Below are 22965 nucleotides of genomic sequence, written 5' to 3' on the forward strand. Positions count from 1 at the left end.
TTGTAAAATTATATTATTGAATGTGAGGTACATTATGGATAAAAATAAAGAATTAGCAACTAAATATAATCCAACTGAAGTAGAAGAGGGGAAATATGATAATTGAAACCAACAAGGTTTATTTAAAGCTGATCCAAAATCAGCAAAACCTAAGTTTTCAATTATTCTTCCACCACCAAATGTAACTGGAAAATTGCACATCGGTCATGCTTGAGACGGAAGCTTACAAGATGCTATTATTCGTTTTAAAAAATTAACTGGTCATGATGTACTTTATGTACCTGGTATGGATCACTCTGGAATCTCAACACAAGTTAAAGTTGAGGCTAAATTAAAAGAACAAGGAATTAGTCGTTACGACTTAGGGCGTGAAAAATTCTTAGAAGAGTGTTGAAAATGAAAAGAAGAGTATGCCCAAACAATTAGACAACAATGAGCTAAAATGGGACTTGCTCTAGATTACTCAGTTGAAAAATTTACTCTTGATGAAGACGTTAATCAATTAGTAAAAGAAATCTTTGTTAAATTTTACAATGATGGAATTATTTATAAAGGAAAAAGAATCGTTAACTGAGATCCAGAACAAAAAACTGCAATCTCTAACGTTGAAGTAATTTATAAAGAAGTAGAAGGTTCAATGTTCTACTTTAAATACCAAATCGAAGGAACAAATGACTTTTTAGAAGTTGCTACAACAAGACCTGAAACTATGTTTGCAGATCAATGTATTGTAGTTAATCCAACTGATGAAAGATATGTTCACTTAATTGGTAAAAATGTTATTAATCCAGTTAATGGAGATGTATTACCAATTATTGCAGACGATTACGTTGAAGTTGATTTTGGAACAGGGGTTATGAAATGTACTCCAGCTCACGATCTTAACGATTTTGAAATTGGAGTTCGTCATGGTTTAGAAAAACCAGTATGTATGAATGAAGATGGAACTATTAATGAAATGGGTGGAACTGATTACCAAGGTCTTGATAGATTTGAAGCACGTAAAAAAATCATCGAATTAACAACGATTGCTCAAACATTCATCAAAGCCGAAACAATAACTCACCAAGTAGGATTTAGCGAAAGAACTAATGCTGTTGTTGAACCTTACTTATCTGATCAATGATTTGTTAAAATGGATTCATTTGCTCAAATGATTTTAGATTTACAAAACAGTGATGAAAAAATTAATTTCTTCCCAGAACGTTTTAATGATGTATTAAACAAGTGAATGGAAAATGCTCATGATTGAACGATTTCTCGTCAATTATGATGAGGACACCAAATTCCTGCATGATATAACAAAACAACAGGGGAAATGTATGTTGGAAATGAAGCTCCAACTGATATCGAAAACTGAAAACAAGATGAAGATGTTTTAGATACATGATTCTCATCTGGATTATGACCATTTGCTACATTAATGCGTGGGGAAGGATTTGATAGCGAATACTTCAAACAATACTTCCCAGTTGGAGTATTAGTAACTGGATATGACATCATCTTCTTCTGAGTTGCTAGAATGATTTTCCAAACAATGGAATACACTGATTCAAAACCTTTTAACGATGTTCTGATTCACGGTTTAGTTAGAGATGAACAAGGACGTAAGATGTCTAAATCGTTGGGTAATGGAGTTGATCCAATTGATGTTATTGAAGAACATGGAGTTGATGCTTTAAGATTCTTCTTATTAACAAACTCAACACCTGGTCTAGATATTAAATATTCAAATGAAAAAGTAAGAAGCGCTTGAAACTTCATTAATAAATTATGAAATGCTTCAAGATACGTTTTAATGAATATTGAAGAAGATTTCAAAATGGACGATACATTTATTGAAGATATTAAAAACAATGTTGAACCAAGTTCAACAATTGATAAGTGAATCTTAAATGAATTAAGTAAAGTTCAAGTTGAAGTTAAAACATTGGTTGATAAATATGAATTTGCCTTAGCTGGTAAATTGGTTTATGATTTTGTTTGATCAAAATATTGTTCTTGATATATCGAATTTGCTAAAGTTAACTTAAATGGTGATAACTCAGCAGCTAAAAGAACAACAAAACAAACTTTATTCTATGTTCTAAAAAATATTTTAATTATGTTGCATCCATATACACCGTTTGTAACAGAAGAAATTTATTCAAAACTAGGATTAAAAGATTCAATCATGAATGAAGAATGAAATGAACAAGAGTTTGATTTCACAACAGACTACATCAATGAAGTAATTAACATCATTACAGTAGTTCGTGAATTTAGAAATAAAAACAATATCAAAAATTCAATCGCATTAGAGTTTAGCTTATCAAACTTAAATGAAACTCATAAAAATATATTTGATAGTTATACATCAAATATTAATGAATTCTTGAATGGTTTTGTTAACTCAACAATCATTGAAACATTATCTTCAACAGATACAACTTCTTTATCAATTGAAGAATACTTCTTAGAAGTTGCAAATGATTCATTTATCAATAAAGAAGAGTTAATTAAAGAATTGACAGAAAAAAGAGACTCATTACAAAACGAAATCTCAAGATCTGAAAAAATGTTAAATAATGAAAACTTTATCTCAAGAGCAAATCCTGAAAAGATTGCTGAAGAGAAAGCTAAGTATGAAGCTTATAAAGAACAATTAACTGCAATTGTTGACAAATTAAATAGTCTATAAAAAAAGAGCTTTCAAAGCTCTTTTTTTATAATTTAATTTTATGGTTCAATTTTAAAATTGTTTTAGGATAAGAATGACCGATGTTAATATTTAAAATAACAGGAAGATTATATTTATTTGCATACTTAGATAAGATAGATTTATATTCTTCGTAAAAAACTTCATCTTGAGGTTTAGCAAAAATTAGAGCTTGAATAACTTTTAAAGTTCCAGTATCGTCAATTGCTTTAATCATATTTTCAAATGTTTCTGGATTTGGTTTTTCTTCACTAGTTTCTAAGAATAATATTTTATTGTTTCAATACTCTAAATCAGGGTATAAGTTATATTTATCAAAAATTTCTTCTTGAATGTTTCCTTGAGTTGGTTTCAGCATTTCATAAATACTTTCTAAACATCCTCCAAAGACAATTCCTTCAATGTCATTTCTTCAGTTGATGTATTCATGTCCGCGAGCTTCTCCGTGTTTGATTCTTGAAATACCAACTTGATCACTACCAAATTGTTTTCTTTCTTCATATCAAACTGGACTTGAGTTAATGTTATTTACGAATTCTTCATCAAACAATCTTTTGAATGCTTTCTCTGAATACTCTAGCATATTTGTGTCTAATTCAGCTATATCAGTTACAAATGATTGACCATAAAAAGTAGGTAATCCTAATTTGTTAAACATGAAGTGATTTGTTGTTGAATCAGAATATCCTAAAAAGATTTTCGGGTTATTTTCAACAGCCTCAATAAATTCTTGATCATCTAATAAATGGGCAAGGGTTAAGAAAGTATCGTTTCCTCCAATGGCACAAATAACGGCTTTGATATCATCATCTAAGAATGCAGCCTTCAAATCATATGCTCTTTTATCTGGATTATTTTTAACATATTCGATTCCTTTTAAAGAATTCTCCATAAAAACTGGAACCAATCCTAATGCTTCAAGTCTAGCAGTACCGATTTCTAAAGTATGATTACAAAAGTCTTCTCCAAGCATTCCACTTGAAAGACTAACTATTGCTACTTTATCGCCTTTTTGCAAATGTTTTATCTTTAACATAATTACCCCCTTGTTGTTAATCAATTTTAAACCTTATGATTAATAAATACAAGAATATTATTTTAATCATTAGAAAGTATTTATTTGACCAAATTCAAATAAATACCCTCACTTTGCTATAATATGTATATATAAATATAGGAGAAGATCATGAACAATCAACCATACGAACAAAATAGAAATGAATTTAACCCATACTTAATAGCTTTCATTATGAACTTAGTATGTACTATCATCTTAGGGGTTATGATAATCCCATTAGCTTGAGGTATCCCGATGACAATCGCTACTAAAAAAGCTATGGATGAATATGGAACACCTAATGAAATTAGACATGATGCCTTAGGTATTTTATCTATCTTATTCTTAAGTTTTATTGCAGGAATTTGCATTCTTATAGCTCAACCTTCAATTAATTCACAAATATCTAGACAAAATTCTACAAGACATTACCAAAATGAAAATCAAGACTAATTAAACCTGAAAGGGTTTTTTTATTTTTTATCTATCTAAAAGTTTTTTTGAAATTATAGAAAATTGGAATTCTTATATACAATGTAGTTGAAGAGGTTGATATGGAAAAGATTTTATCTACTGCAGTTAAAGAAGTTTTTAAAGGCTTTTTAAAACAATTAAAAAGTTTTTGTATTTTGGCAATATTTCTATTTACTTTGACTATGATTGCTACAATCACTTTAATTGTTCTGGCGACACAACCTAGCTCAAAAATTTCTGGAGAGTTAGCGGGCGGTTTTGGCATATTGTTATTTTTCACCGGAATTAAAATGATATGGATCTTGTGTGTTTACAGTAAAGCAAAAAGATCTATATGCAGCGAGTATCCAGATGTTGTGATTGTTGGGATAAAGATATTAGCAACCTTATTTTTAAGTAAAAGACTGTATAATGAAATTTTTAATACATCAAAACCCAAAAGTATAGTGTCACGAATTTTCAAATTACAATTTTACCAATCATTTGATGCATTAGATTTGATAGTTTGACCTGTTATCATTTTTCTATTTTGAATTGCAACTCTTTTGAATGTGGTGATAATAATCTTAATCAGAGCGATTTGTTTTAATACTATAAAAGAAAATGATGCAATTATTAATAAGTGTTTAAAAGAATGGGAAATTTAAACCAAACAAATAAATAATATAAGTTAAAATATAATAAGTTAAGAGGTAAAGATGAAAATACAAGAATATTATGCAAATCCATTAGTTAAGTTAAATGAAGAAACGCACGAATACTACAATACTCAAACAAACGAAATAATTCAATTAAAGAGTGTTACTAAGTTAGTTGATAACTTATACCCATTTAATCCAGTAAACATCCCAGAAGAGGCTTTAAAAGCCGGGATTGAGAAGGGGATTTGTGTTCATGATCGTTTAAGTAAATGAATTATTAATAAAGACTTGGGTAAATGTAATCATACATACAATGGTTGACCGATCAGAACTCATACAAGTGAGTTCCAATGAATAAAAGATGGTTTAGAAAAAATCCAAGCCAAAGAAATTTATAGTGAAGTATCATTATCAAATGGTGAATTTAATGGAACATTTGATCTACTATATAAAGATTTTAATGATAAATGACATTTAGTTGATTTCAAAACTACTTCTAGATTAAATAAAGACAAAGAATCTTTACAACTAAAATTCTATGAAAAATTATTAACTGATATCTTTGAAGATGTTGATAAAATCGATGTCTTTGAAATTTATAATTCTAAAAATGTCGAACATTATTCATTTGATGAAAAGTTACAAAATGTAGCTGAAGAGAAAATGAATTTAATTTTAGATAAATACCTATAAAAAATATCGCCTATAAAGGGCGATATTTTTATTTAATGTTTGAATTTATTTTTTCTAAAGCTCCAACTCCGACTTTTTTGTTGAATCATTTAGTTCATCCGAATAGGAAACCAACCAAACCCAGTGATTGCTTTGATCATTTGTAAAAATTGAATTCGTCTTTGTGTTTAACAATTTTATCGTTTTCAATTTCAAATGAAGCTAAAACTGAATTTATAACTTTTCGTCTTTTTGGACCAAATTTATATGTGACGATTCAATTTACTTTGAAGTCATCATTGTCTTCGATGATAGTGAATTCCACTGACATATCCTCATTATTTTCTAATAACATTTTTCACATTGCCGTTACTTGTTCGTGATTTAACCCTTTGAAAATTGAATCTGTAAATGTAGTATTATCTGCATAAAATGAATTCATAGTTTTTCAGTCACCTTTTGAGAAGGCTTCATAAAAACTTTCCATTAATTCTTTTTTATTCATAATATTCCCCTTAATGTTTGCACATATGTTAATTATAGTCTTTTTATTGGGCACTTTTCGAAATTTATTCCTAATACTATATGTGAAGAAAAGTATTATAGCAATTATCATAATGATGATCTTGATTGGTTTGTTTATCGGAACATTGATACGAGATGGTTTAATAAATGTTTAGTTTAAGAAAGGAATTCTCTAAGAACCTTTTCTTTGCAAACATTCATCTAGTATTTTTTAGTATTAGTATATTAACTTTAATAGCTGGATTACTAATTAATTGATGAATACTTATGATATCAATTTCATGTCTGATTACAACCTTAATATTTAAAAGGCAATTTTATAAATTGTTTATTTTGATATATCTAATAACTATTGTTATTCTGGTTTTTCAGATTCTCATTATCAATAATAATTATAAAAAAGAACATTTTTATAATGAACCAGCCACAATTATGAAATCGACTAAAAGCTATATTATTGTAAGAATCAATCGACAAGACTTTTATATAAGTATTTACCAAAACAGTTATTTACAATATCAAAAAATATTAGTTTCTGGAGAAGTTGAATCGATTGTTGGTAATGGTAATTATTATAGTTTTGATTTTATGGGATATCTCAAAAACAATAATGTTAATTATCAGATTAAAAAACCTAATATCAGAATACTTCCAACAACAGGAATGCGCTATCTTTTCTGGAAATGAATTAATGGTATTGATGTTAATGATTCAATAAAGTTATTTTTGTTAAATGATAAAAGCAAAGACATACTAATTAATCAGGAACTAAATAATTTAGGGATTGGTTTTTTAACAAACTTCAATGGGTTGAGTTTTTATGTATCTTTAAGTGTTGTGCTTTATCCAATTAAAAAATACCAAAGAAGAAGAAAAGCAGAATCTGTAATTCTTGCAATTTTGTGGTTTTGAATATATCTATTAAATTATCCTAATGTCTTTCTAAGGGTTTTAATCTTTAAAACATTAAATAACATTCTAAATTATTCTAAGTTTAATTTAAACCAAATATTTAAACGAATGACAGTGGTATATCTTGTTTTAATGATTGATCCTTGATATTTGTTGAATCAAGGATTTTGATATGTATCGATAGCTTATTTATACTTATGAATCAATAACAAGAAAAAGGGGATTAAGGGTTTTGTAAAACAACTAATTACCTTATCGGTTGTCTTTTTACCACTTCAAATATACTTCACCTATCGGTTAAACTTATTCAATCAATTAAATATCTTTTTGATTTATCCTCTAATAGAATTAAACTCACTTTTAGTGAAATTGACCTGATTTATTCCAGGAATTCAAAGTGTTTATACATTATTGGATTATGTAACTTATAACGTTCTTATCATAATGAATAAGATTTCATTCTTTATAAATATTGGGAGTTTGCCATCGTTTGTCTTTGTCTTGCACTACCTAATTTTATTTAAGGTTATTAATCTCAGATATCAAAAACATAAAATCATTATCTTAGAATATGTAATGTTATTTCTCTTAATTTTAATATGATGGATTCTTAAGCCAAATATTAGATTGGATATGTTAAACGTTGGGAACGGAAATGCTTTTGTTATATCTTTTAAATGAAGGTTTCAAACATTTTTATTTGATGCAGGAGTTGGGTCTGGTTTTAGCAAATCAACAGTGGCTGATTTTCTAATATATCAAGGGATAAATAAAGTTGATGCAATTTTTGTTTCTCACAATCACCAAGACCACTATAATGGAATTGAAAAAATTGATGAAGTTATAAAAATAAAGCAAATCATAACTAGAGAATTTGATACTTATCATTTTAGTTTTAATTCAATTGATATATTCAAATTTGATAATCCTTATGCCATAAGTGAAAATGATCTTTCAAGTGTTTATATTGTTGATATAAATGATACTAGAGTTGTTTTTACAGGAGATATTGAAAAACAAACTGAGAATTATTTTATTAACAATCAAGAGTTTATTAATAAATTGAAAGAACGAAGAGTAGATATTTTACAAGTACCACATCATGGTTCAAAAACTAGCTCATCACCAGAATTCATATCCTTAATTAATCCTGTTTATGCCCTTATAAGTGGTCATAGTAAGGGGCGATTACAATTTCCTAATATAGAGACAATAAATACTTTGAATAGCTTTAAAATACCTTATTTTATAACGGCAGGAAATTATAACTGAGGTTTTAATCTTTCTAATTTAAATTTTTTGGAATGGTAAATATTTTTAAAAAATCTCTAATACTTAATGGATAAGTGAAATTGATATTTTTATCAATACAACAAAAGGACTTTCAAGTAAATCTTTTTAAAGTGTAATTTGATTGCTATACTAACAATATAGAATGATCAATTTCATGTGTTCACTTATCGAAAGGAGACATATGAAAACAACAAAAGTATTTTGATTCAATTTCGAAAGCATTTCAGATTTGGAATTTGTTTTCGAAGAAAAATGATTCAAAAATATCGAAGTATTAACAGATGAAGAGAAAACTAAAATTAATAATTATCTAAAGGCTAAATGAAAAATCATTAATATAGCCTTAAAAGTGGAGGAACCAATGTTACAAAAGGATTTTCAAATCGAAGTATTGAGACAATTTGGAATGATAAATGGTAGACTAGACAAAATTGAAGATAGGTTAGATAAGATTGAAACTAGACTGGATGTAATTGAAGGAGCGATCTCAATGCTTAATGAAGCTGTATTTGGGATTAATGCTCTTGTAATACCTAAAGGTGCTAAATCAATTCTTAAATGTAACTGCAATCACGCATAATAAAAACGGCAATCCGAAGATTGCTGTTTTTATTATTAATAATGATTAATTGAAAATAATTAAGCACTCATTAAACGAGATTTTTCTCTTGCTGCTTTATTCATTTTTAGGATTCCTTTTTTAACCCCTTTATCAATTAAGCTTACTGCTGTTGTAACTAATTCAGCTGCGTTTGCTGCTTCTTCTTTTTTAGCGATTGAAGCTTTTTTAATTGCAGTTTTGATTTCTGATTTAAAAGCTTTGTTTGCTAAACGAGATTTTTCGTTAGTTAAAACACGTTTCTTTTGAGATTTGATGTTTGCCATATATTTTCAACTCCTTTTGTTTATATAATCGTCAATACAAAATAAATTATAACAAAGATTAAGTTATAGTGTGTAATTATTTTGTATAAAAAAGATATTTTTTTAATGATAAAAAAGTTAAAATATAAATAATAGATTTGAGGACGATAAAATGCATTTCATATATTCTGAAGATTATTTTTTATTAAGTAAAGCCACAAATAAACTTGTTAAGTTCCTAAATAAGGATCAACAAGCTGAAATTCATAACTTTTCTTTAATTGAAGATAGTTTCAACGAAATTGTTGAAACAATCACAACAATTTCTATTTTTGCTGAAAACAAAATTGTAATTTTGAAAGATGCTTGATTTGTAAATGAAGATAAAGTAAATCTTAATAAAGATTTCAGCTTAGAGAAATTAGAATTCATTTTAAAGAATCCTAATCCAAACGTTGAAATAATATTTACACTCAATTCTGGTAAGTTTTCTAAAAAGTTAAAGATTGCCAAAAGAATTAATGAGTTGGCAAAAGTTGAACACATTGCTCCAATGACTGAAGATACGATTAAGAAATACATTAAGACTTTTATGGTTGAAAAAGAAGGTAAAGAAATTAGTGACAAATTAATTAACTTCATCTTTATGAATCTTCCACATGACATGTTAATAATTAATAATGAATTAAACAAGTTATCAAAAATAGATCAACCATTAACTGAAAACATTATTAAAGATACTCTAACTAAATATTTAGAGGCAGATATTTTTGAACTTTCAAATGCTTTTATCAAAAATGATATCGAGAAGTTTTTAAAGTTGTATCGTGATTATTTATTATTAAATGATGATATTTTTGGTTTAATAAATTTAATATTGGCAAACATTTCCTTCACAAGAGATGTCTTGGTAATGAGGGGTCAAGGTAAATCACAAGCTACAATTGCAGAACTATTAAAAGCTCACCCTTATCGTGTTAAATTAGCTTGTGAAATTAATAATATTAAAATCAAACAATTAAATGATAAAATTAAATTGTTATATAAAATTCAAAAGGGGATAATCTCAGATCAAATCGATAAAGAGGTTATAACTGAATATGAATTTGTAAAGATAATGAGGTAAATATGGAATCAAATAAAATTTATTCTAGTGTTGCACATTTATTAAATAACGTTATCAAAGTTGAAAAACTACGTTATTACTTAAATTCAAACACAGAATTCAAAGATAAATTTATTACTCAAGTTAACAATATGTTAGCTTTAGAAATAGATTTTAACGAAGAACTTAACGAAGTTAAATGAGCCAAAGAATTTGGTAAATCAATCGTGAAGATTACTGGACTAAAGCAAAGAATTGAAAAAAGTGAAAACAAAGATCTTGATTCTATTTATGCTGAATATGCAGAATTTATAACTTATATTGTTAAAAACTTTAAAACTCCAAGAACTAAATTAATTGATGACTCAATTAATTTCACAGTTGAAGATGTTAAATTTAACTCAGTTTTAAATGAAACAATGAAAACAAAATGAAAAGAAAAAGAATTAGAAGCTAAAGCTAAAGAAGAAGCAAAACTTGCTGAAGAGGCTAAAGTTGAAAAAGTTAACCCAGAAGATGTTAAAGTAAATGAAAATCCTAACCAAGGACAAAATATGGGTAACATGGGAGCTGGAGCTGGAATGTTTGGTCCTGGAATGGGATTTAACCCACAACAGAACTTTGTAAACAACATGCCAATCCACCCAATGCAAGATCCTCGTTTCTATCCATTTGATAGAAAACCAAGTTGAATGCCATTTGCTAAAATGGGATTAGCAATTGTAAGTATTATTGCTTCAATCCTATTAATTGTTGGTTTATCATATGTGATGGCTACAAGAATTGAAGTTAGAACAGAAGACTATGCAATTAAATTATTTGGAAATGATGGTCCTTTCTGAGTTCTGAAAGATAACTATACTGGTGAATTCCCGAATTCAGTTTCTCTAGCGGGAACATTTGGATTCTCAACAATGAACATTTTTAGTTATATCTTCATTGTTTTACCATCAGTTTATATTGCTTTTGATGCATTTAAAAAACCAAACAACATGAGAATGAAATATAAAGCTGGAATGTGACCAATTATTTTCATGATAATGTTCTTCGGAATTAATATTGCTACAATCGTAAACATGGTATCAATCGATAACATTGAAAGAGTTTGAAATAAAAATTTCGATACTGTATTAGCGGATTTTAATGGTGATAAATTTAAAGACTTTTTCTCATTATTGTACAGCAATAACGCATCTAAATTTGATGCAGGATCTACTCTAATGGTAGTGGCACTTGCGATGATTTGTGTATCAATCGCGTTTGGAATTGTATTATTAATCATGAATCCAAAATTAGATAGACAAAAAATTGGTAGAGCTAACATGGAATTCCAAAATGCAGTTGGAATGGCTATGCAAGGAAAAAGTTATACAATGGATCAATCACTTTATGAAGATGATAATGATGTAATTATTAAAGAGAAATCTAAATTTGCATTATGAATTAAAAAAGTATTTGGTAAAAAGGACAATAACAAATAGAGAGATTGGAAAATCTCTCTTTTTCTTTGTAAAAAGATATTGCATTGTGATTTTTAAATTGGGAAAATGAAATTGGTAAATTTGTTAGAAGGATATCTAATATGAAAATTATCGAATCCAAAAGACTGCTTGAACAATTTAGTCACTTCAATAAGATTGGATTAAGTAACCTTTGTGAAGAAGACAAAGTAAGGCTATTTAAAATTTATGAAGGACCAGTTGAATATGCAATAAATAAAGCTTTCATGAAATTCAAATCCCTTCCTCTAGAAAAATCTGATTTAGAATTAGCTGCTTGAAGCGCTTTTGAGAAAAGTTTACAAATTTTTAATACAAAAAAACTTAGAAAAAATTTTCTTTCATTTTTGGTAGATGCCATCTATTGAAAATGCATGGATGCATGTGTCACTTACATTAACAATAGATACAAAGTGTTAAACCAAGCACTTGAGATGTTTGTTGAACAAGATGGCAACAATCCTCAATATCAAGACGATTTTGCTACCAATATTTCCAATGAAGATTGTCTACGCAAATATTTTGCCCAAACCAATGAAGAATTTGCTGAAGTTATTTTTAGAAAATATGTCGAAGGACATTCTCGAAAAAGTATTTGTGATGATTTAAATATTTCCCGAAATCGAATGACAAGAATTCTTGAAAAGACAATCACCGAATTAAGACCGTATTTTGAATAAAGACACTAAAATATATTATAATCTCCTTAATAGGAGATTTTTTATGAGTTATTATTACAAACACAATTACAATTTTTCATATCATGGTCTTCAACGTTGTCGTGAAAGACTAAATCTTAAAGATGCTGCTGATTATGAAGTAAAAGCAGCTGTTATGGAACATATTAGAAAATCTACTAAATCTTTTGAAATAGGAAGAGAGATTTACATTTCAGCTTCTAATACAGATATTTACTTCATCATTGATAAAACATCTAATTTAATAATTACAGCAACAAAAGTATCTGCTGAAAAACAACTTAGTTTAATGAGTAGGGAGTGATAATATGTTAATTGGAATTTATGGATTAATCGGGAGTGGTAAAACAACGGTCGCGGCTAAAATTAGTGCTATGTTGAATGCCGAAAACATTAACCTAGATGATGTTGCTAAAATAATTATCAATCGTGAAGATGTTTTAGAAAAAATAGCATCATTTGATCCAAAGGTTATTAATAATAATGTGATTGACAGAAATCTTTTCAGAGAGAAAATTTTTACAAATCCAGATTATGCAAATACCATCAATTCAATTACATGACCAGCTATTAATGATTATGTGGAATCAATGATTAAACCTGGACTTGGTTATGTAATAGAAGGGGCTATTTTGCCCAAAATAAGCCTATATGAGAGACTTGATCACAAAATCCTGATAACTACTCCAAATACTGAAATAAACCTTGAAAGAGTGCTTAAAAGAGATGGCAAAGATAAACATCAAACTCAAGGTATTATTGATCAACAACTTAAATTATTGGCTGGAGCAGTACCAACAAGTGAAATAGATTCAACAAAAGGGTTTATTAAACAAATAACAACTATTTTTAAATAGTAGAAATGAGAATAAATGAATTTAGTAATATCAATGAATCAAACATTTTTTGATCAAATAAAAGCAGGGGAGAAAACAGTAGAGTATCGTTTTAAATTCCCAAGAGTTAATAGTGAAGATAAAATATATTTATTTGTTCCTAAAACTCAAAATGCAATTGTGGGTTATATTAAACCTGAAGAAGTGATTTGATTAGATAAAGAAGAAGCTTGTGATTTTGATGCTAAAATGCACGATGATTATGATTCGAACTACAACATAATGAAAGAACTGATCGGAAAACGTGAAGGAACTTTTGCTATTAAAATTAAAGAGTTGGTGGAATTTGAAAAACCAATGAGCTTTGATTATTTAGATAAAGCTTTTGGATTTAAAATACCAACCGGATATCAATTCTTAGGAAACCAAGACTTCCAAGATGATTTAAATGATTTAGAAAAATAAAAAGGTTCAGATGTTAGTCTGAACCTTTTTTATCACGTCTATTTTTAATATCTTTATTAGAGATATGAGTATCATAGTTTTTAATATATTTACCTTGAGCTTTATTTAACTCAAATTGCTTTTCTCAATCAGTTCCACTAGTAATTGATTTATTACCAATCTCCTGATTAATTCTATTCATTAAATCATTTACAACAGGATTGAAAGAAATATCTTTTTCATGTTTAGAGGTTTGATTTAGATCAAAAGTTTCTTGAACAGATAGTTTTCCTTCTTTTTGAAGATTTGATAGACCAACCCCAATTAAAGAAATTTCTCTTTCAGTGTCAAACACTTCGTTGAATAATGCTTTAGCAGCTGAATAAATGTCTTCAAAATCATTGGTATATTCTCCGAAACCTTGTTGTTTACGAAGGTTTTTATGATGTTCACTTTTATCAAACACCGCCATTTTTTTACGATACCTAATAATAATGCTAATTGTTTTGGCTTTCATTCGACGCTTTGTGGCACGAAGATGAATGTGATTTGATAAATGCAAGATAATGTCTTCTAATTCATCTACATCATTGGTTGGGAAATCTAAAGTAACTTCATTTGAAATTGATTTTAAATCATTGTTATCTAATAAAACAACATCAGAACTTAGACCACTGGCTTTTTGTTTTAAACTTGGACCAAAAACCCCTAAAATGCTTTTTAGTTCTTCATCTTCTACTTTTACTAGATCTCCAATTTTATTGATATTATTATCTCTTAAAACTTTTGCTGTCTTTACCCCTACTCCAAACATTTCTTCAATTTCCATTGGTCAAATTTTTTGATAAAAAGTATTTGGATTAGTTATTGTTATCCCATTTGGTTTCATCATTTTACTACTCATTTTTGCCAAGAATTTATTTGAAGATATTCCAACTGAACAAGTTAACCCTAATTGGTTATAGATTTCTTCTTGCATTTTGATCGCCATATTTCTTGGTGAACCAAATTTCTTTCAATCGTGAGTTACATCCATATAACATTCATCAATTGAAGCTACCTCGATTCTTTTGGTAAATTTAGTGTAAAGAATCTCTCAAATCTCTTGCGAATATTGGGTAAATAAGGGGTAATCTGCCTCTACTGGAATTACACCAGGAAAAAGTTCTCTGGCTTCAAATAATGGCATTGCTGCATGAATTCCATACTTTCTAGCTTCATAACTAGCCGCAGATATAATACTACGGTTTTCAAATCCAGAAACAACAATTGGTTGATTACGATATTGTTTGTATTTTGCTTGAATACATCCAGCAAAAAAGGCATCCATATCTAAATGGAATATCACTTTATGTGTTTTACCATCCATATGTCTGCCCTCCTACTAAACTAATGTTTTTCAAGTACGATCAACGATTTCTCAAATGTCTTCATCTTTGAATCGTGAACTTGGATTATCAGATCTTTCTAATAATGCTAAGTACTCGATGTTTTGTTTCTTATTACCTTTGATTGGTGAATAAGTGATTTTTTTAACTGTAAATCCATTATGCAATGCATAACGAATAACTTTAACGATATCTTTGAAATGGATATCTTTTGAGTTAATTTTTCCATGTCTAACTTCTTCAATTTCTGATTCAAATTGCGGTTTGATTAAGATAACTCCTTCAACACCAATCTCAACAATATCTTTTAATGGAATCAGAATCTTTTCAACAGAAATGAAACTTACATCACAACAAAAGAAATCGATGTTTTGATCAAAGTCAGTTTTAACTGCATCTCTGAAATTAAATTTCTCCATGTTTACAACTTTTGAATCATTTAATAAAGTTGGGTGTAATTGTCCTACTCCAACATCAAGAGCATATACTTTACTAGCTCCGTTGTTTAAAGCACATTCGGTGAAACCACCAGTTGATGCACCAATATCTAAAACTGTTTTATCTTCAATGTTTAAACTTCAACGACTTAAGGCCTTCTCAAGTTTTAAACCAGCTCTAGAAACAAATTCCACTTCGTTTTTATCAACAACTATATTAGCTGTTTCTTCAACTAAAAAACCAGCTTTAGTGATTAATTTACCATCAGCAGTCACTGCTTTTTGGTCTTTGATATATTGTTTGGCTTTACTTCTATTTTCAGCAAAACCTAGTTCTACTAATAATTCATCTATACGTTTCTTCATTATTCGAACTCTTCAATTTTGTTATCGGCTAAAACTTTGTTAATTTTACCTTTGTATTCTTCTAACCTATCTTTTGCTAGATTGATTTTTTCTAAGTTATCTTCAAAAATTACCATAGCATCTTCCATAGTGATTTCGTTTGAAGAAAGTTTCATTGTATCTCTTTTAATCTCTTCGATTAATTGATCATAATTTTTATCTTTATTTTCCATTGTATATCTCCTTGATGTTTGTGATTACATGGCCATCTTTTAATTTTATTTTAATATCTTGGTTGATGGCAACATCACTAGTTTTTCTAATGACTTTATTGTTATCGTCTAATAATAATGCAAAACCTTTTTCTAAAGGTTTGATTGGGTTTAATAAGTTATTTCTTTCACTTGTATTATTAAGGTAATTTAAGTTAGTTGTATAAATATTTTTCATATACATAGTGTTTCGATCACTTAAATTAGCTAAATTATTGAAATCATTTGTTATTAAGTTATTGATTCTAAATAAATTGCGTTCTGTGATGTTTTTAAGCTCTGTATCAGCACTTTTGATATGATTGTTCATACTATTTAGCAATTGAGTTGAATTACTCTCAAAACGTTGTTTTTGAACGTTTAATAAATTAGTTATTCTAATTGTTAAATCGGGTGTGAATGTTTTAATGTTGATTGCATTTCGTTTATAAATATTGGCAATATTCATTTTCATGTTTTTATAGTTATAACTTAATTCGTTTTTTAACTCATCCATACTCGGGCTAGCAATTTCTCCAGCAGCAGTTGGAGTGGCTGCTCTTAAATCAGCTACATAATCTGCTAATGTGACATCGGGTTCATGACCAACAGCACTAATAACTGGAATTACTGAATCTTTGATTGCTTTTAAAACAGGCATTTCATTAAAAGATCAAAGATCTTCATAACTTCCACCACCACGTCCAACAATTAAAATGTCTAGTGGAGTTGAGAAGTTGTTTGCTTGAATAATTTTTTTAGCAATATCAAATTGTGCTTGTTCTCCTTGTACTTGACTCGGGAATAAGAAAATATTGATTGAAGGCATTCTTCTTTTAATAGTTGTTATTAAATCGTGAACAGCAACTCCGGTATCAGCAGTTACAATTCCAATGTTTGTCGGAAATTTAGGGATTGGTTTTTTAATTGATTGATCAAATCATCCAGCTTCTTGCAATTCTGTTTTACGATTATCAAATAATTGTTGCAATTCACCTTTACCTTCAATTTTTACATCGCGAACTTCAAAAGAAACTCTTCCGGTAGGGATGTAGTAAGTGATGCGACCCAAACAAGTTATTTTCATACCTTCTTTAGGATTTAGTTTAATTAATGATTGTGCTTTATCTTTCCATATCATGCAATTAACAGATGATGATTCATCTTTAATTGAAAAATATACGTGCCCGGATTTGTTAAAAGTTAAATTACTTATCTCTCCTGTTACGTATAAATTTTTTAAATATTCATTTTGTTCTAATCCAGTTTTTAGAATTTGATTTAATTCTTGAACTGTTAAAATTTGTTCCATTATAGTTTAATGATTTTATCAAGCACAGCATTTACGAATTTGTGATCAAAATCAGGTTCAAATTCTTTTGTTAATTCAGTCATTTCATTGGCAATAACAGCTTTAGGAGCATCAGTATGTTTAATTTCATATGTTCCAACAACAAGAATAGCACCAATTAAAGCTGGTAATCTTTCTCATCTTCATTTTTCTGATAAGTGTGTTTCAACTTCTTCAATCAACTCTTCTAATTTAGAGTTGATATCATTTGCCATTGTAGCAGTATCTTCATCAACTTGAGCTTGAATCTCATCTAAGATATCTTGTTTAATGTATTCTTCACTTGAACTCATTAATAAATATCTGTAATACATGTGTACTAAAACTTTACGACGTTTTGAAACACTTAATTTTAATTCTTCCATATTTTATCCCCTATTAAATTTCTATGTTAATAACAATTGCGCCAATTGCTAAACTTTTTGTTTGTTTTGTTTCTTTTTCTGCTGATGTTAAATTGCTATATCATTTTATGAAGTTAAATAATGTAGCTGCAGAATCATCAATTCCATTTGCGATTTGTTGATTTTTATCTTTTTCCATTTCATTGTATAAAACTTTATCAATTGTTGTGAAGTTGAACGATGTGTCAGTTAATATAAATGAATCCATTGCATGTAATTCAAAACGTAAGTAATCACCCAATAATCTAGATGTTCTTTTAATGGCATTTTCCATAGCTTGATTTTTTACAAAATCTTTATCTTTGTAAGGTGAATTTTTATCTTTGATTTGATCATAAACCCTCTTAGATTCTTTCATTTCATTTACAAATCCAACCATAAATTTTTCAACATTAGGATTTGAATTAGTGTTTGAAATAGAAATTTCAATTTCTTGAGCTTCAGTAATTGATAAAACTTTTCCGGCTAATGGATTTTCAACTGTTTTGCTTAAAACGTCAAGTTTTAAGAAATCACTTTTAGAAGTTATAGTTCCTTCGTCTGTTTTTTTAATTAAAGAGAATTGAATGTTATTAGCAAAATCATCTGCTGCCACTTTTGTTTTAACATCATCAAATGTGATTGTTTTAGCAACTCCAGAAAGTACTTCATTGAAAACCACTGAAACATCATCACTTGTGATACTTTTAAAAGCTTTTAATTCGTTTTTATTAAAACTTGATGCAATAACTGCTCCAACGGCTTTAATGAATGAAGCTTCGTCAGTTGTTGTGATAAATTCTGCTGGTAATTTTGTTTGTTCACCTTTTCATGAACTTGCTTTAATTGAAGACAAACCTTTATATTCGGTTTTAAATTCAACTTTAGTTCCACAAGCTACAACAGCTGTTCCAGCAGTTGCTGTTAATCCGACTGCTCCTAAAATAGCTAATAATTTCTTCATAAAATCATTCTCCTTCAATTTCATTTATTTATTATCTCATTTAATAGGTCTTATTGAAAGGTATATTATTCCTTAATTTCTTTAAATGGATCTGTAAATTTCTTATTTCTTAAATCTTTAATCTCTTGTTTGTATGGTGATATATCTCCAATATATGGTGTTTCTAAAATTTTAGGAATTTCTTTGAAATCCTCATCATGTAAAATTTCACATAAAATATCAAAACCAATTGTTCCATAACCAATATTTTCATGTCGATCTTTTTTAGCTCCAATAGCATTTTTTGAATCATTCAAATGAAAAACTAACACGTTTTTAATTCCAATAGTTTGAGAAATGTTTTCTTTAACTTTTTCTCAATTACTCAAATCATATCCAGCGTCATTCATATGACAAGTATCTAAACAAACACCAAGTTTTTCAGGATAATCAACTTTTGAAAGTACATAAGCAATTTGTTCTAAAGTTATTCCGACTTCAGTCCCTTTTCCACTCATTGTCTCAATAGCGATTCTCAGTGTTGTTTGAGTATCAGCTACTTGATTTAATCCTTCGATTAATTTTTCTAATGCGTCTTCAGTATTTCCTTTTGTATATGCTCCAGGATGTAAAACTAAAATATTAATACCAATAGCTTGACAACGTTCGATTTCTCTTTTTAGCATTGATACCCCGAATGTTCAAGTTTCAGGATTGACCGGGTTTGAAATATTAATGATATATGGTGCATGGACAACCAAATCATTAATATCAATATTATTTTCAGATATTAAAGCTTTCATTTCTTCAATATTAAATTCTTCAATTGGTTTACGATTAGCATTTTGTGGAGGACCTGTATAAATCATGAAAGTGTTTCCACCATCTCTAATTGCTTCTTCAGCAGAACCAATTAAATATTTTCCTTTGGAATTAGCACCAACGTGTGATCCTAAAATTGGATAATTTTTCATATTAAGCTCCTTTAGAAATTAATTCTTGTGCAGTTTTTTTATCTTGATTTAATAAATCAATTAATTGTTCTGTACTTTCAACTTGAACGTTATCTCTTAAATAAGAAACTAGCTCAACTGTCATTCTTCAATCATAAATATCTTGATCGAAATCTAAAATGTGAGTTTCAAAAACTTCAATTTTATTTTGGTTGATTCAGAATGCTGAAATTCCTCAGTGGAAAAAGTCTTCATTTGGTAAAGTTACTTTTACTAAGTAAACTCCTTTTTTAATTTGTAGTTTTTTCTCAGTTAATAGATTTGCTGTTGGATAACCTAAAGTTCTACCAATTTTGTTTCCGTGTGCAACGTGTGCTGTTAATTGGAAGTTGGCTTTATTTAAAGCTTTATATTCTTCAACTTGTCCATTTGCTAAAAACTCTTTACTGTTAATTAGATCTTCATCCATTCCTGTTTTAAATTCAATTCCATCAACAACCCCAGCAAATGAAGTTTTGATTTTGTGGAATCCTTTTACATTTGAAAATGCAAATAAACATGTGATGTTTAAATCTCTTTTTAAGTTATCTCAGTTTCTTTTTGAAATAATTGGTTGGTATCAGTAAATAACACCAACTCCCATTTCTTTTGCTTTTGCTTCGATAATATTATTTGAAAAAATGTTTCCGATATTGTAATCTTCAGTCATCACGATTAAATTCATATCTAAGTTTGAAGGATTGTGAGCTTTTGCATGTTGAATTAACTCATATTCGTTATCTGTTCAATTTCCTCAATTTCCTACTAAACCAATACTTGGTTTCATGTTGTATAGCATCATTGCCATTTCGTTATAATTTACTGTTCTCATATATTTCCCCTTGAACTCTTTTAGATAATTATAAAGCATTCTCTATATAAATGAACAAAACACCCGGAGGTGTTTTGTTTATTTTATGTCGTTTATACAACTATTGTTTTCGATTCATTGTTTTAAGTTATTAAATGATGTTTCTACCATGTTAGTAACAGCTTCATCAGTATAACTACCAATATGTGGTGTAAAGACCACTTGAGGGTATAATGAATGTAATTTTTCATAAGCGTCAATCGTGATTTTTGCATCGAGATATTCTTTGAAGAATATTTCTGATTCTTGTTCTACAACATCAAGGGCTGCTCCATTTAATTTACCATTAACAATGGCATCATATAAAGCTTGTGGGTCTACTAATTCTCCACGAGCTGTATTTACCAAATAACTTCCATCTTTCATTTTACTGATAAATTTTTCATCTATCATATGGAAATTTTCACCTTTGATAAAAGGACAATGTAAAGTTATTAAATCTGATTGTGATATTAGATTTTCAATATCAGTATATTCAAGAACCTCTTTTGCTATTTCTGCTGGATAAATATCAAATCCAAGAACTTTAGCTCCAATTCCTTTTCAAGATTTGGCAACTTCATATCCAATTTTTCCAGTCCCAATAACTCCGATTGTAGATTTTCTAATCTCTTTAGCAAACATTTTGTTATCAACTTTGAAGTTTTTAGTATTTCCAGTTTTGTTTGTCGTATGGAAAATGTTTCTTAACAATCCACAACCTAAACTAACCGCTAGTTCACTAACAGCATTTGGTGAGTAAAATGGCACATAACCCATTTTAAAGCCTAATGTTTGAGCCTCTTTAATGTCGATGTGATTTACTCCAACAGTTCTTGTTAAAAGGTATTTAACACCTTTTTCTTTCATTTTCTCAAGGTTAATTTTATCAGCCACACAATTAGCTCTCAATAAAACTGCTTCATGACCATCAACTGTATCAATGTTTTGATGAGTTAATAGTTCGGGTACCAATGTTAATTGAAAATTAAATTTTTCATTCACTTGATTAAAGAATACTTTTTCAGTTTCTCTAACTCCATAACATACTATTTTCATATTTTCTCCTTTATCCCACTTGGGCAAATAATGGTGTTGATCCAATAGCAATTCCGACAACAACCCATAATGGCATAGCAATAACGGCTCCTAAAGTCGAAAGTGATGTTAAACCAGCTGCAGCCTCGGGGGCTTTATTGTAATTGATAGCATAAGCTACAATTACATTTGCTGGTGGTGTCGCTGCCATCATTAAAATAACTGTCAGTTGTGTTTTTGTTAGTCTTAAAGTACTTTCTGGATCAATTGCATAAATTATTCCTGCAATTCCCAACACTAAAACTAATGCAAAAACTGGAATAGCAAAGATTCTGATAATTGTTGCGTATCAAATTGTTTTTGATTTCATAGCATTTTTGATTTTACCCTTAGCAATTGTCATACCAATAGCAATTCATGATAGTGGTGTACAAATACCGGCTAATGTTGATAAAATGCTTTTTGATGGTGGGAATAATAAGTCTATTCTCAATGGTGAGTAATATGTTTGTAATCCATCCTTATCAAGACCACCCTTCATCACTTGAATTCCAGGTATCAATTGAGTTGCTCAAATAATGAACCCAATAAAAGTACAAATAATAATTGGATTTGCAAAAATATTTTTTAACATCTTAATTCTTAATTCCTTCTTACTTGGTCCGGGCTTAATAACTGCTTGAGTCATGTTTTGACCTGTTGTTAATTTGACCTCAACTTTTTTACCACTAGCATAAGATTTAACTGTTTCGACTGTTAGTTTGCTCATAATTGTGAATCCCATTGTGTACAAGAATACACGATAAGGAATGTTGAAGTTATTACCAGTGATTTCTCCTTGTGGTAATGTTTCTGATAATGCTTTGATTAAGGGTATTGCAAAGAATGTAGTTGATCCAAATGCCACACACATAGCCAATGTATCTCTAACATCTTTGTCTGACTTATAAAAGAAATATTTGGCTATTAAAACTAAAATGAAATAGAATAAAAATCCTATTAGGATAACCATTGCCTCTCTTTTCAAATCGTCAATATTTGCACTGTTTAAAAAACCATTCAAAGCTAATGCTGGTAAACCAACTAGCATAACAATTTTTATAAAGACCTTATCTCAATCTTTTTTAAGAACACCTTTTACTGTGAAAAAGTATCCAAGTCCAATAACAAATATTGTGGCTCCAATTGCTGTTCATAAAGGTCAACTTCCAACAACCTTTAATATAGCATCACTAACTTCTGAACTTGCGTATAAATTCATATATTATC

Annotated in this window: 25 protein-coding genes; 12 read left to right on the forward strand and 13 right to left on the reverse strand. The window is 28.7% G+C overall.

Annotation, left to right across the window (positions count from 1 at the left end):
* Positions 1–34: 34 nt before the first annotated feature.
* The gene (locus G319_RS0103995; RefSeq protein ID WP_035358885.1) at positions 35–2680 is read left to right on the forward strand and encodes a valine--tRNA ligase; all 2646 of its coding nucleotides are present in this window, start codon (positions 35–37) and stop codon (positions 2678–2680) included.
* A gap of 25 nt (positions 2681–2705) precedes the next feature.
* Here G319_RS0103995 and G319_RS04810 read toward each other — a convergent pair whose 3' ends face one another.
* Positions 2706–3734, reverse strand: coding sequence for a S66 family peptidase (locus G319_RS04810; protein ID WP_035358887.1), 1029 nt, complete (start codon positions 3732–3734; stop codon positions 2706–2708).
* Positions 3735–3884: 150 nt separating this feature from the next.
* Between G319_RS04810 and G319_RS09970 the strand changes: the two genes are divergently transcribed.
* The 3 genes from G319_RS09970 to G319_RS09975 all read left to right on the forward strand — a co-directional run bounded on the left by G319_RS09970 (position 3885) and on the right by G319_RS09975 (position 5563).
* Positions 3885–4208, forward strand: coding sequence for a hypothetical protein (locus G319_RS09970; RefSeq protein WP_026389781.1), 324 nt, complete (start codon positions 3885–3887; stop codon positions 4206–4208).
* 101 nt (positions 4209–4309) lie between these two features.
* Positions 4310–4876: a hypothetical protein gene (locus G319_RS0104010; protein WP_026389782.1), complete on the forward strand. Its 567-nt coding sequence runs from the start codon at positions 4310–4312 to the stop codon at positions 4874–4876.
* 51 nt (positions 4877–4927) lie between these two features.
* Entirely contained in the window at positions 4928–5563 is a 636-nt protein-coding gene (locus G319_RS09975) for a PD-(D/E)XK nuclease family protein (protein ID WP_026389783.1), read from the forward strand.
* A gap of 28 nt (positions 5564–5591) precedes the next feature.
* On the opposite strand, the gene G319_RS09980 is transcribed toward G319_RS09975, so the two are convergent.
* Positions 5592–6047 (reverse strand): nuclear transport factor 2 family protein, encoded by a 456-nt coding sequence (locus G319_RS09980; RefSeq protein WP_026389784.1) that lies wholly within the window; start codon positions 6045–6047, stop codon positions 5592–5594.
* A gap of 452 nt (positions 6048–6499) precedes the next feature.
* On the opposite strand from G319_RS09980, the gene G319_RS09985 reads away from it, so the two are divergent.
* Entirely contained in the window at positions 6500–8290 is a 1791-nt protein-coding gene (locus tag G319_RS09985) for an MBL fold metallo-hydrolase (RefSeq protein WP_280123376.1), read from the forward strand.
* 163 nt (positions 8291–8453) lie between these two features.
* On the forward strand, positions 8454–8852 hold the full coding sequence (locus G319_RS09990; RefSeq protein ID WP_026389786.1) for a hypothetical protein: 399 nt from the start codon (positions 8454–8456) through the stop codon (positions 8850–8852).
* Between the two features lie 59 nt (positions 8853–8911).
* On the opposite strand, the gene rpsT is transcribed toward G319_RS09990, so the two are convergent.
* Entirely contained in the window at positions 8912–9157 is a 246-nt protein-coding gene (rpsT, locus tag G319_RS0104035) for a 30S ribosomal protein S20 (protein WP_026389787.1), read from the reverse strand.
* A gap of 151 nt (positions 9158–9308) precedes the next feature.
* On the opposite strand from rpsT, the gene holA reads away from it, so the two are divergent.
* From holA to G319_RS10010, 6 genes are all read left to right on the forward strand, one after another.
* Entirely contained in the window at positions 9309–10262 is a 954-nt protein-coding gene (holA, locus tag G319_RS0104040; RefSeq protein WP_026389788.1) for a DNA polymerase III subunit delta, read from the forward strand.
* A 2-nt stretch (positions 10263–10264) separates the two neighbouring features.
* Complete coding sequence (locus tag G319_RS09995) at positions 10265–11722, forward strand: hypothetical protein (protein ID WP_026389789.1); 1458 nt, start codon at positions 10265–10267, stop codon at positions 11720–11722.
* A 101-nt stretch (positions 11723–11823) separates the two neighbouring features.
* Entirely contained in the window at positions 11824–12420 is a 597-nt protein-coding gene (locus tag G319_RS10000; RefSeq protein ID WP_026389790.1) for a sigma-70 RNA polymerase sigma factor region 4 domain-containing protein, read from the forward strand.
* 43 nt (positions 12421–12463) lie between these two features.
* Complete coding sequence (locus G319_RS0104055) at positions 12464–12745, forward strand: hypothetical protein (protein WP_026389791.1); 282 nt, start codon at positions 12464–12466, stop codon at positions 12743–12745.
* Position 12746: 1 nt separating this feature from the next.
* Complete coding sequence (locus tag G319_RS10005; RefSeq protein WP_026389792.1) at positions 12747–13295, forward strand: dephospho-CoA kinase; 549 nt, start codon at positions 12747–12749, stop codon at positions 13293–13295.
* Positions 13296–13310: 15 nt separating this feature from the next.
* Complete coding sequence (locus tag G319_RS10010; protein ID WP_026389793.1) at positions 13311–13739, forward strand: ASCH domain-containing protein; 429 nt, start codon at positions 13311–13313, stop codon at positions 13737–13739.
* Positions 13740–13752: 13 nt separating this feature from the next.
* On the opposite strand, the gene G319_RS10015 is transcribed toward G319_RS10010, so the two are convergent.
* From G319_RS10015 to G319_RS10035, 10 genes are all read right to left on the reverse strand, one after another.
* The gene (locus tag G319_RS10015) at positions 13753–15087 is read right to left on the reverse strand and encodes a Y-family DNA polymerase (protein WP_051350893.1); all 1335 of its coding nucleotides are present in this window, start codon (positions 15085–15087) and stop codon (positions 13753–13755) included.
* Positions 15088–15102: 15 nt separating this feature from the next.
* On the reverse strand, positions 15103–15909 hold the full coding sequence (locus G319_RS0104075; RefSeq protein WP_026389794.1) for a TlyA family RNA methyltransferase: 807 nt from the start codon (positions 15907–15909) through the stop codon (positions 15103–15105).
* Positions 15909–16121 (reverse strand): exodeoxyribonuclease VII small subunit, encoded by a 213-nt coding sequence (locus G319_RS0104080; protein WP_026389795.1) that lies wholly within the window; start codon positions 16119–16121, stop codon positions 15909–15911. The genes G319_RS0104075 and G319_RS0104080 overlap by 1 nt, the downstream gene beginning before the upstream one ends.
* Complete coding sequence (gene xseA, locus G319_RS0104085; protein WP_026389796.1) at positions 16111–17451, reverse strand: exodeoxyribonuclease VII large subunit; 1341 nt, start codon at positions 17449–17451, stop codon at positions 16111–16113. The genes G319_RS0104080 and xseA overlap by 11 nt, the downstream gene beginning before the upstream one ends.
* Positions 17451–17855, reverse strand: a complete 405-nt coding sequence (nusB, locus tag G319_RS10020) for a transcription antitermination factor NusB (RefSeq protein ID WP_035358890.1) — start codon at positions 17853–17855, stop codon at positions 17451–17453. Before nusB ends, xseA begins: the two co-directional genes overlap by 1 nt.
* Before the next feature lie 13 nt (positions 17856–17868).
* A complete protein-coding gene (locus G319_RS10025; protein ID WP_026389798.1) occupies positions 17869–18837 on the reverse strand; it encodes a lipoprotein in 969 nt (322 codons plus the stop codon).
* Between the two features lie 65 nt (positions 18838–18902).
* Complete coding sequence (locus G319_RS0104100) at positions 18903–19790, reverse strand: deoxyribonuclease IV (protein ID WP_026389799.1); 888 nt, start codon at positions 19788–19790, stop codon at positions 18903–18905.
* Position 19791: 1 nt separating this feature from the next.
* A complete protein-coding gene (locus G319_RS10030; protein ID WP_051350894.1) occupies positions 19792–20640 on the reverse strand; it encodes a riboflavin kinase in 849 nt (282 codons plus the stop codon).
* A gap of 78 nt (positions 20641–20718) precedes the next feature.
* The gene (locus G319_RS0104110; RefSeq protein WP_026389800.1) at positions 20719–21717 is read right to left on the reverse strand and encodes an NAD(P)-dependent oxidoreductase; all 999 of its coding nucleotides are present in this window, start codon (positions 21715–21717) and stop codon (positions 20719–20721) included.
* A 10-nt stretch (positions 21718–21727) separates the two neighbouring features.
* A complete protein-coding gene (locus tag G319_RS10035) occupies positions 21728–22957 on the reverse strand; it encodes an AEC family transporter (RefSeq protein WP_026389801.1) in 1230 nt (409 codons plus the stop codon).
* Positions 22958–22965: the final 8 nt, after the last annotated feature.

The organism is Tullyiplasma multilocale ATCC 49900 (assembly GCF_000483165.1).
In the GTDB taxonomy this organism is placed as follows: domain Bacteria; phylum Bacillota_I; class Bacilli_A; order Mycoplasmatales; family Mycoplasmataceae; genus Tullyiplasma; species Tullyiplasma multilocale.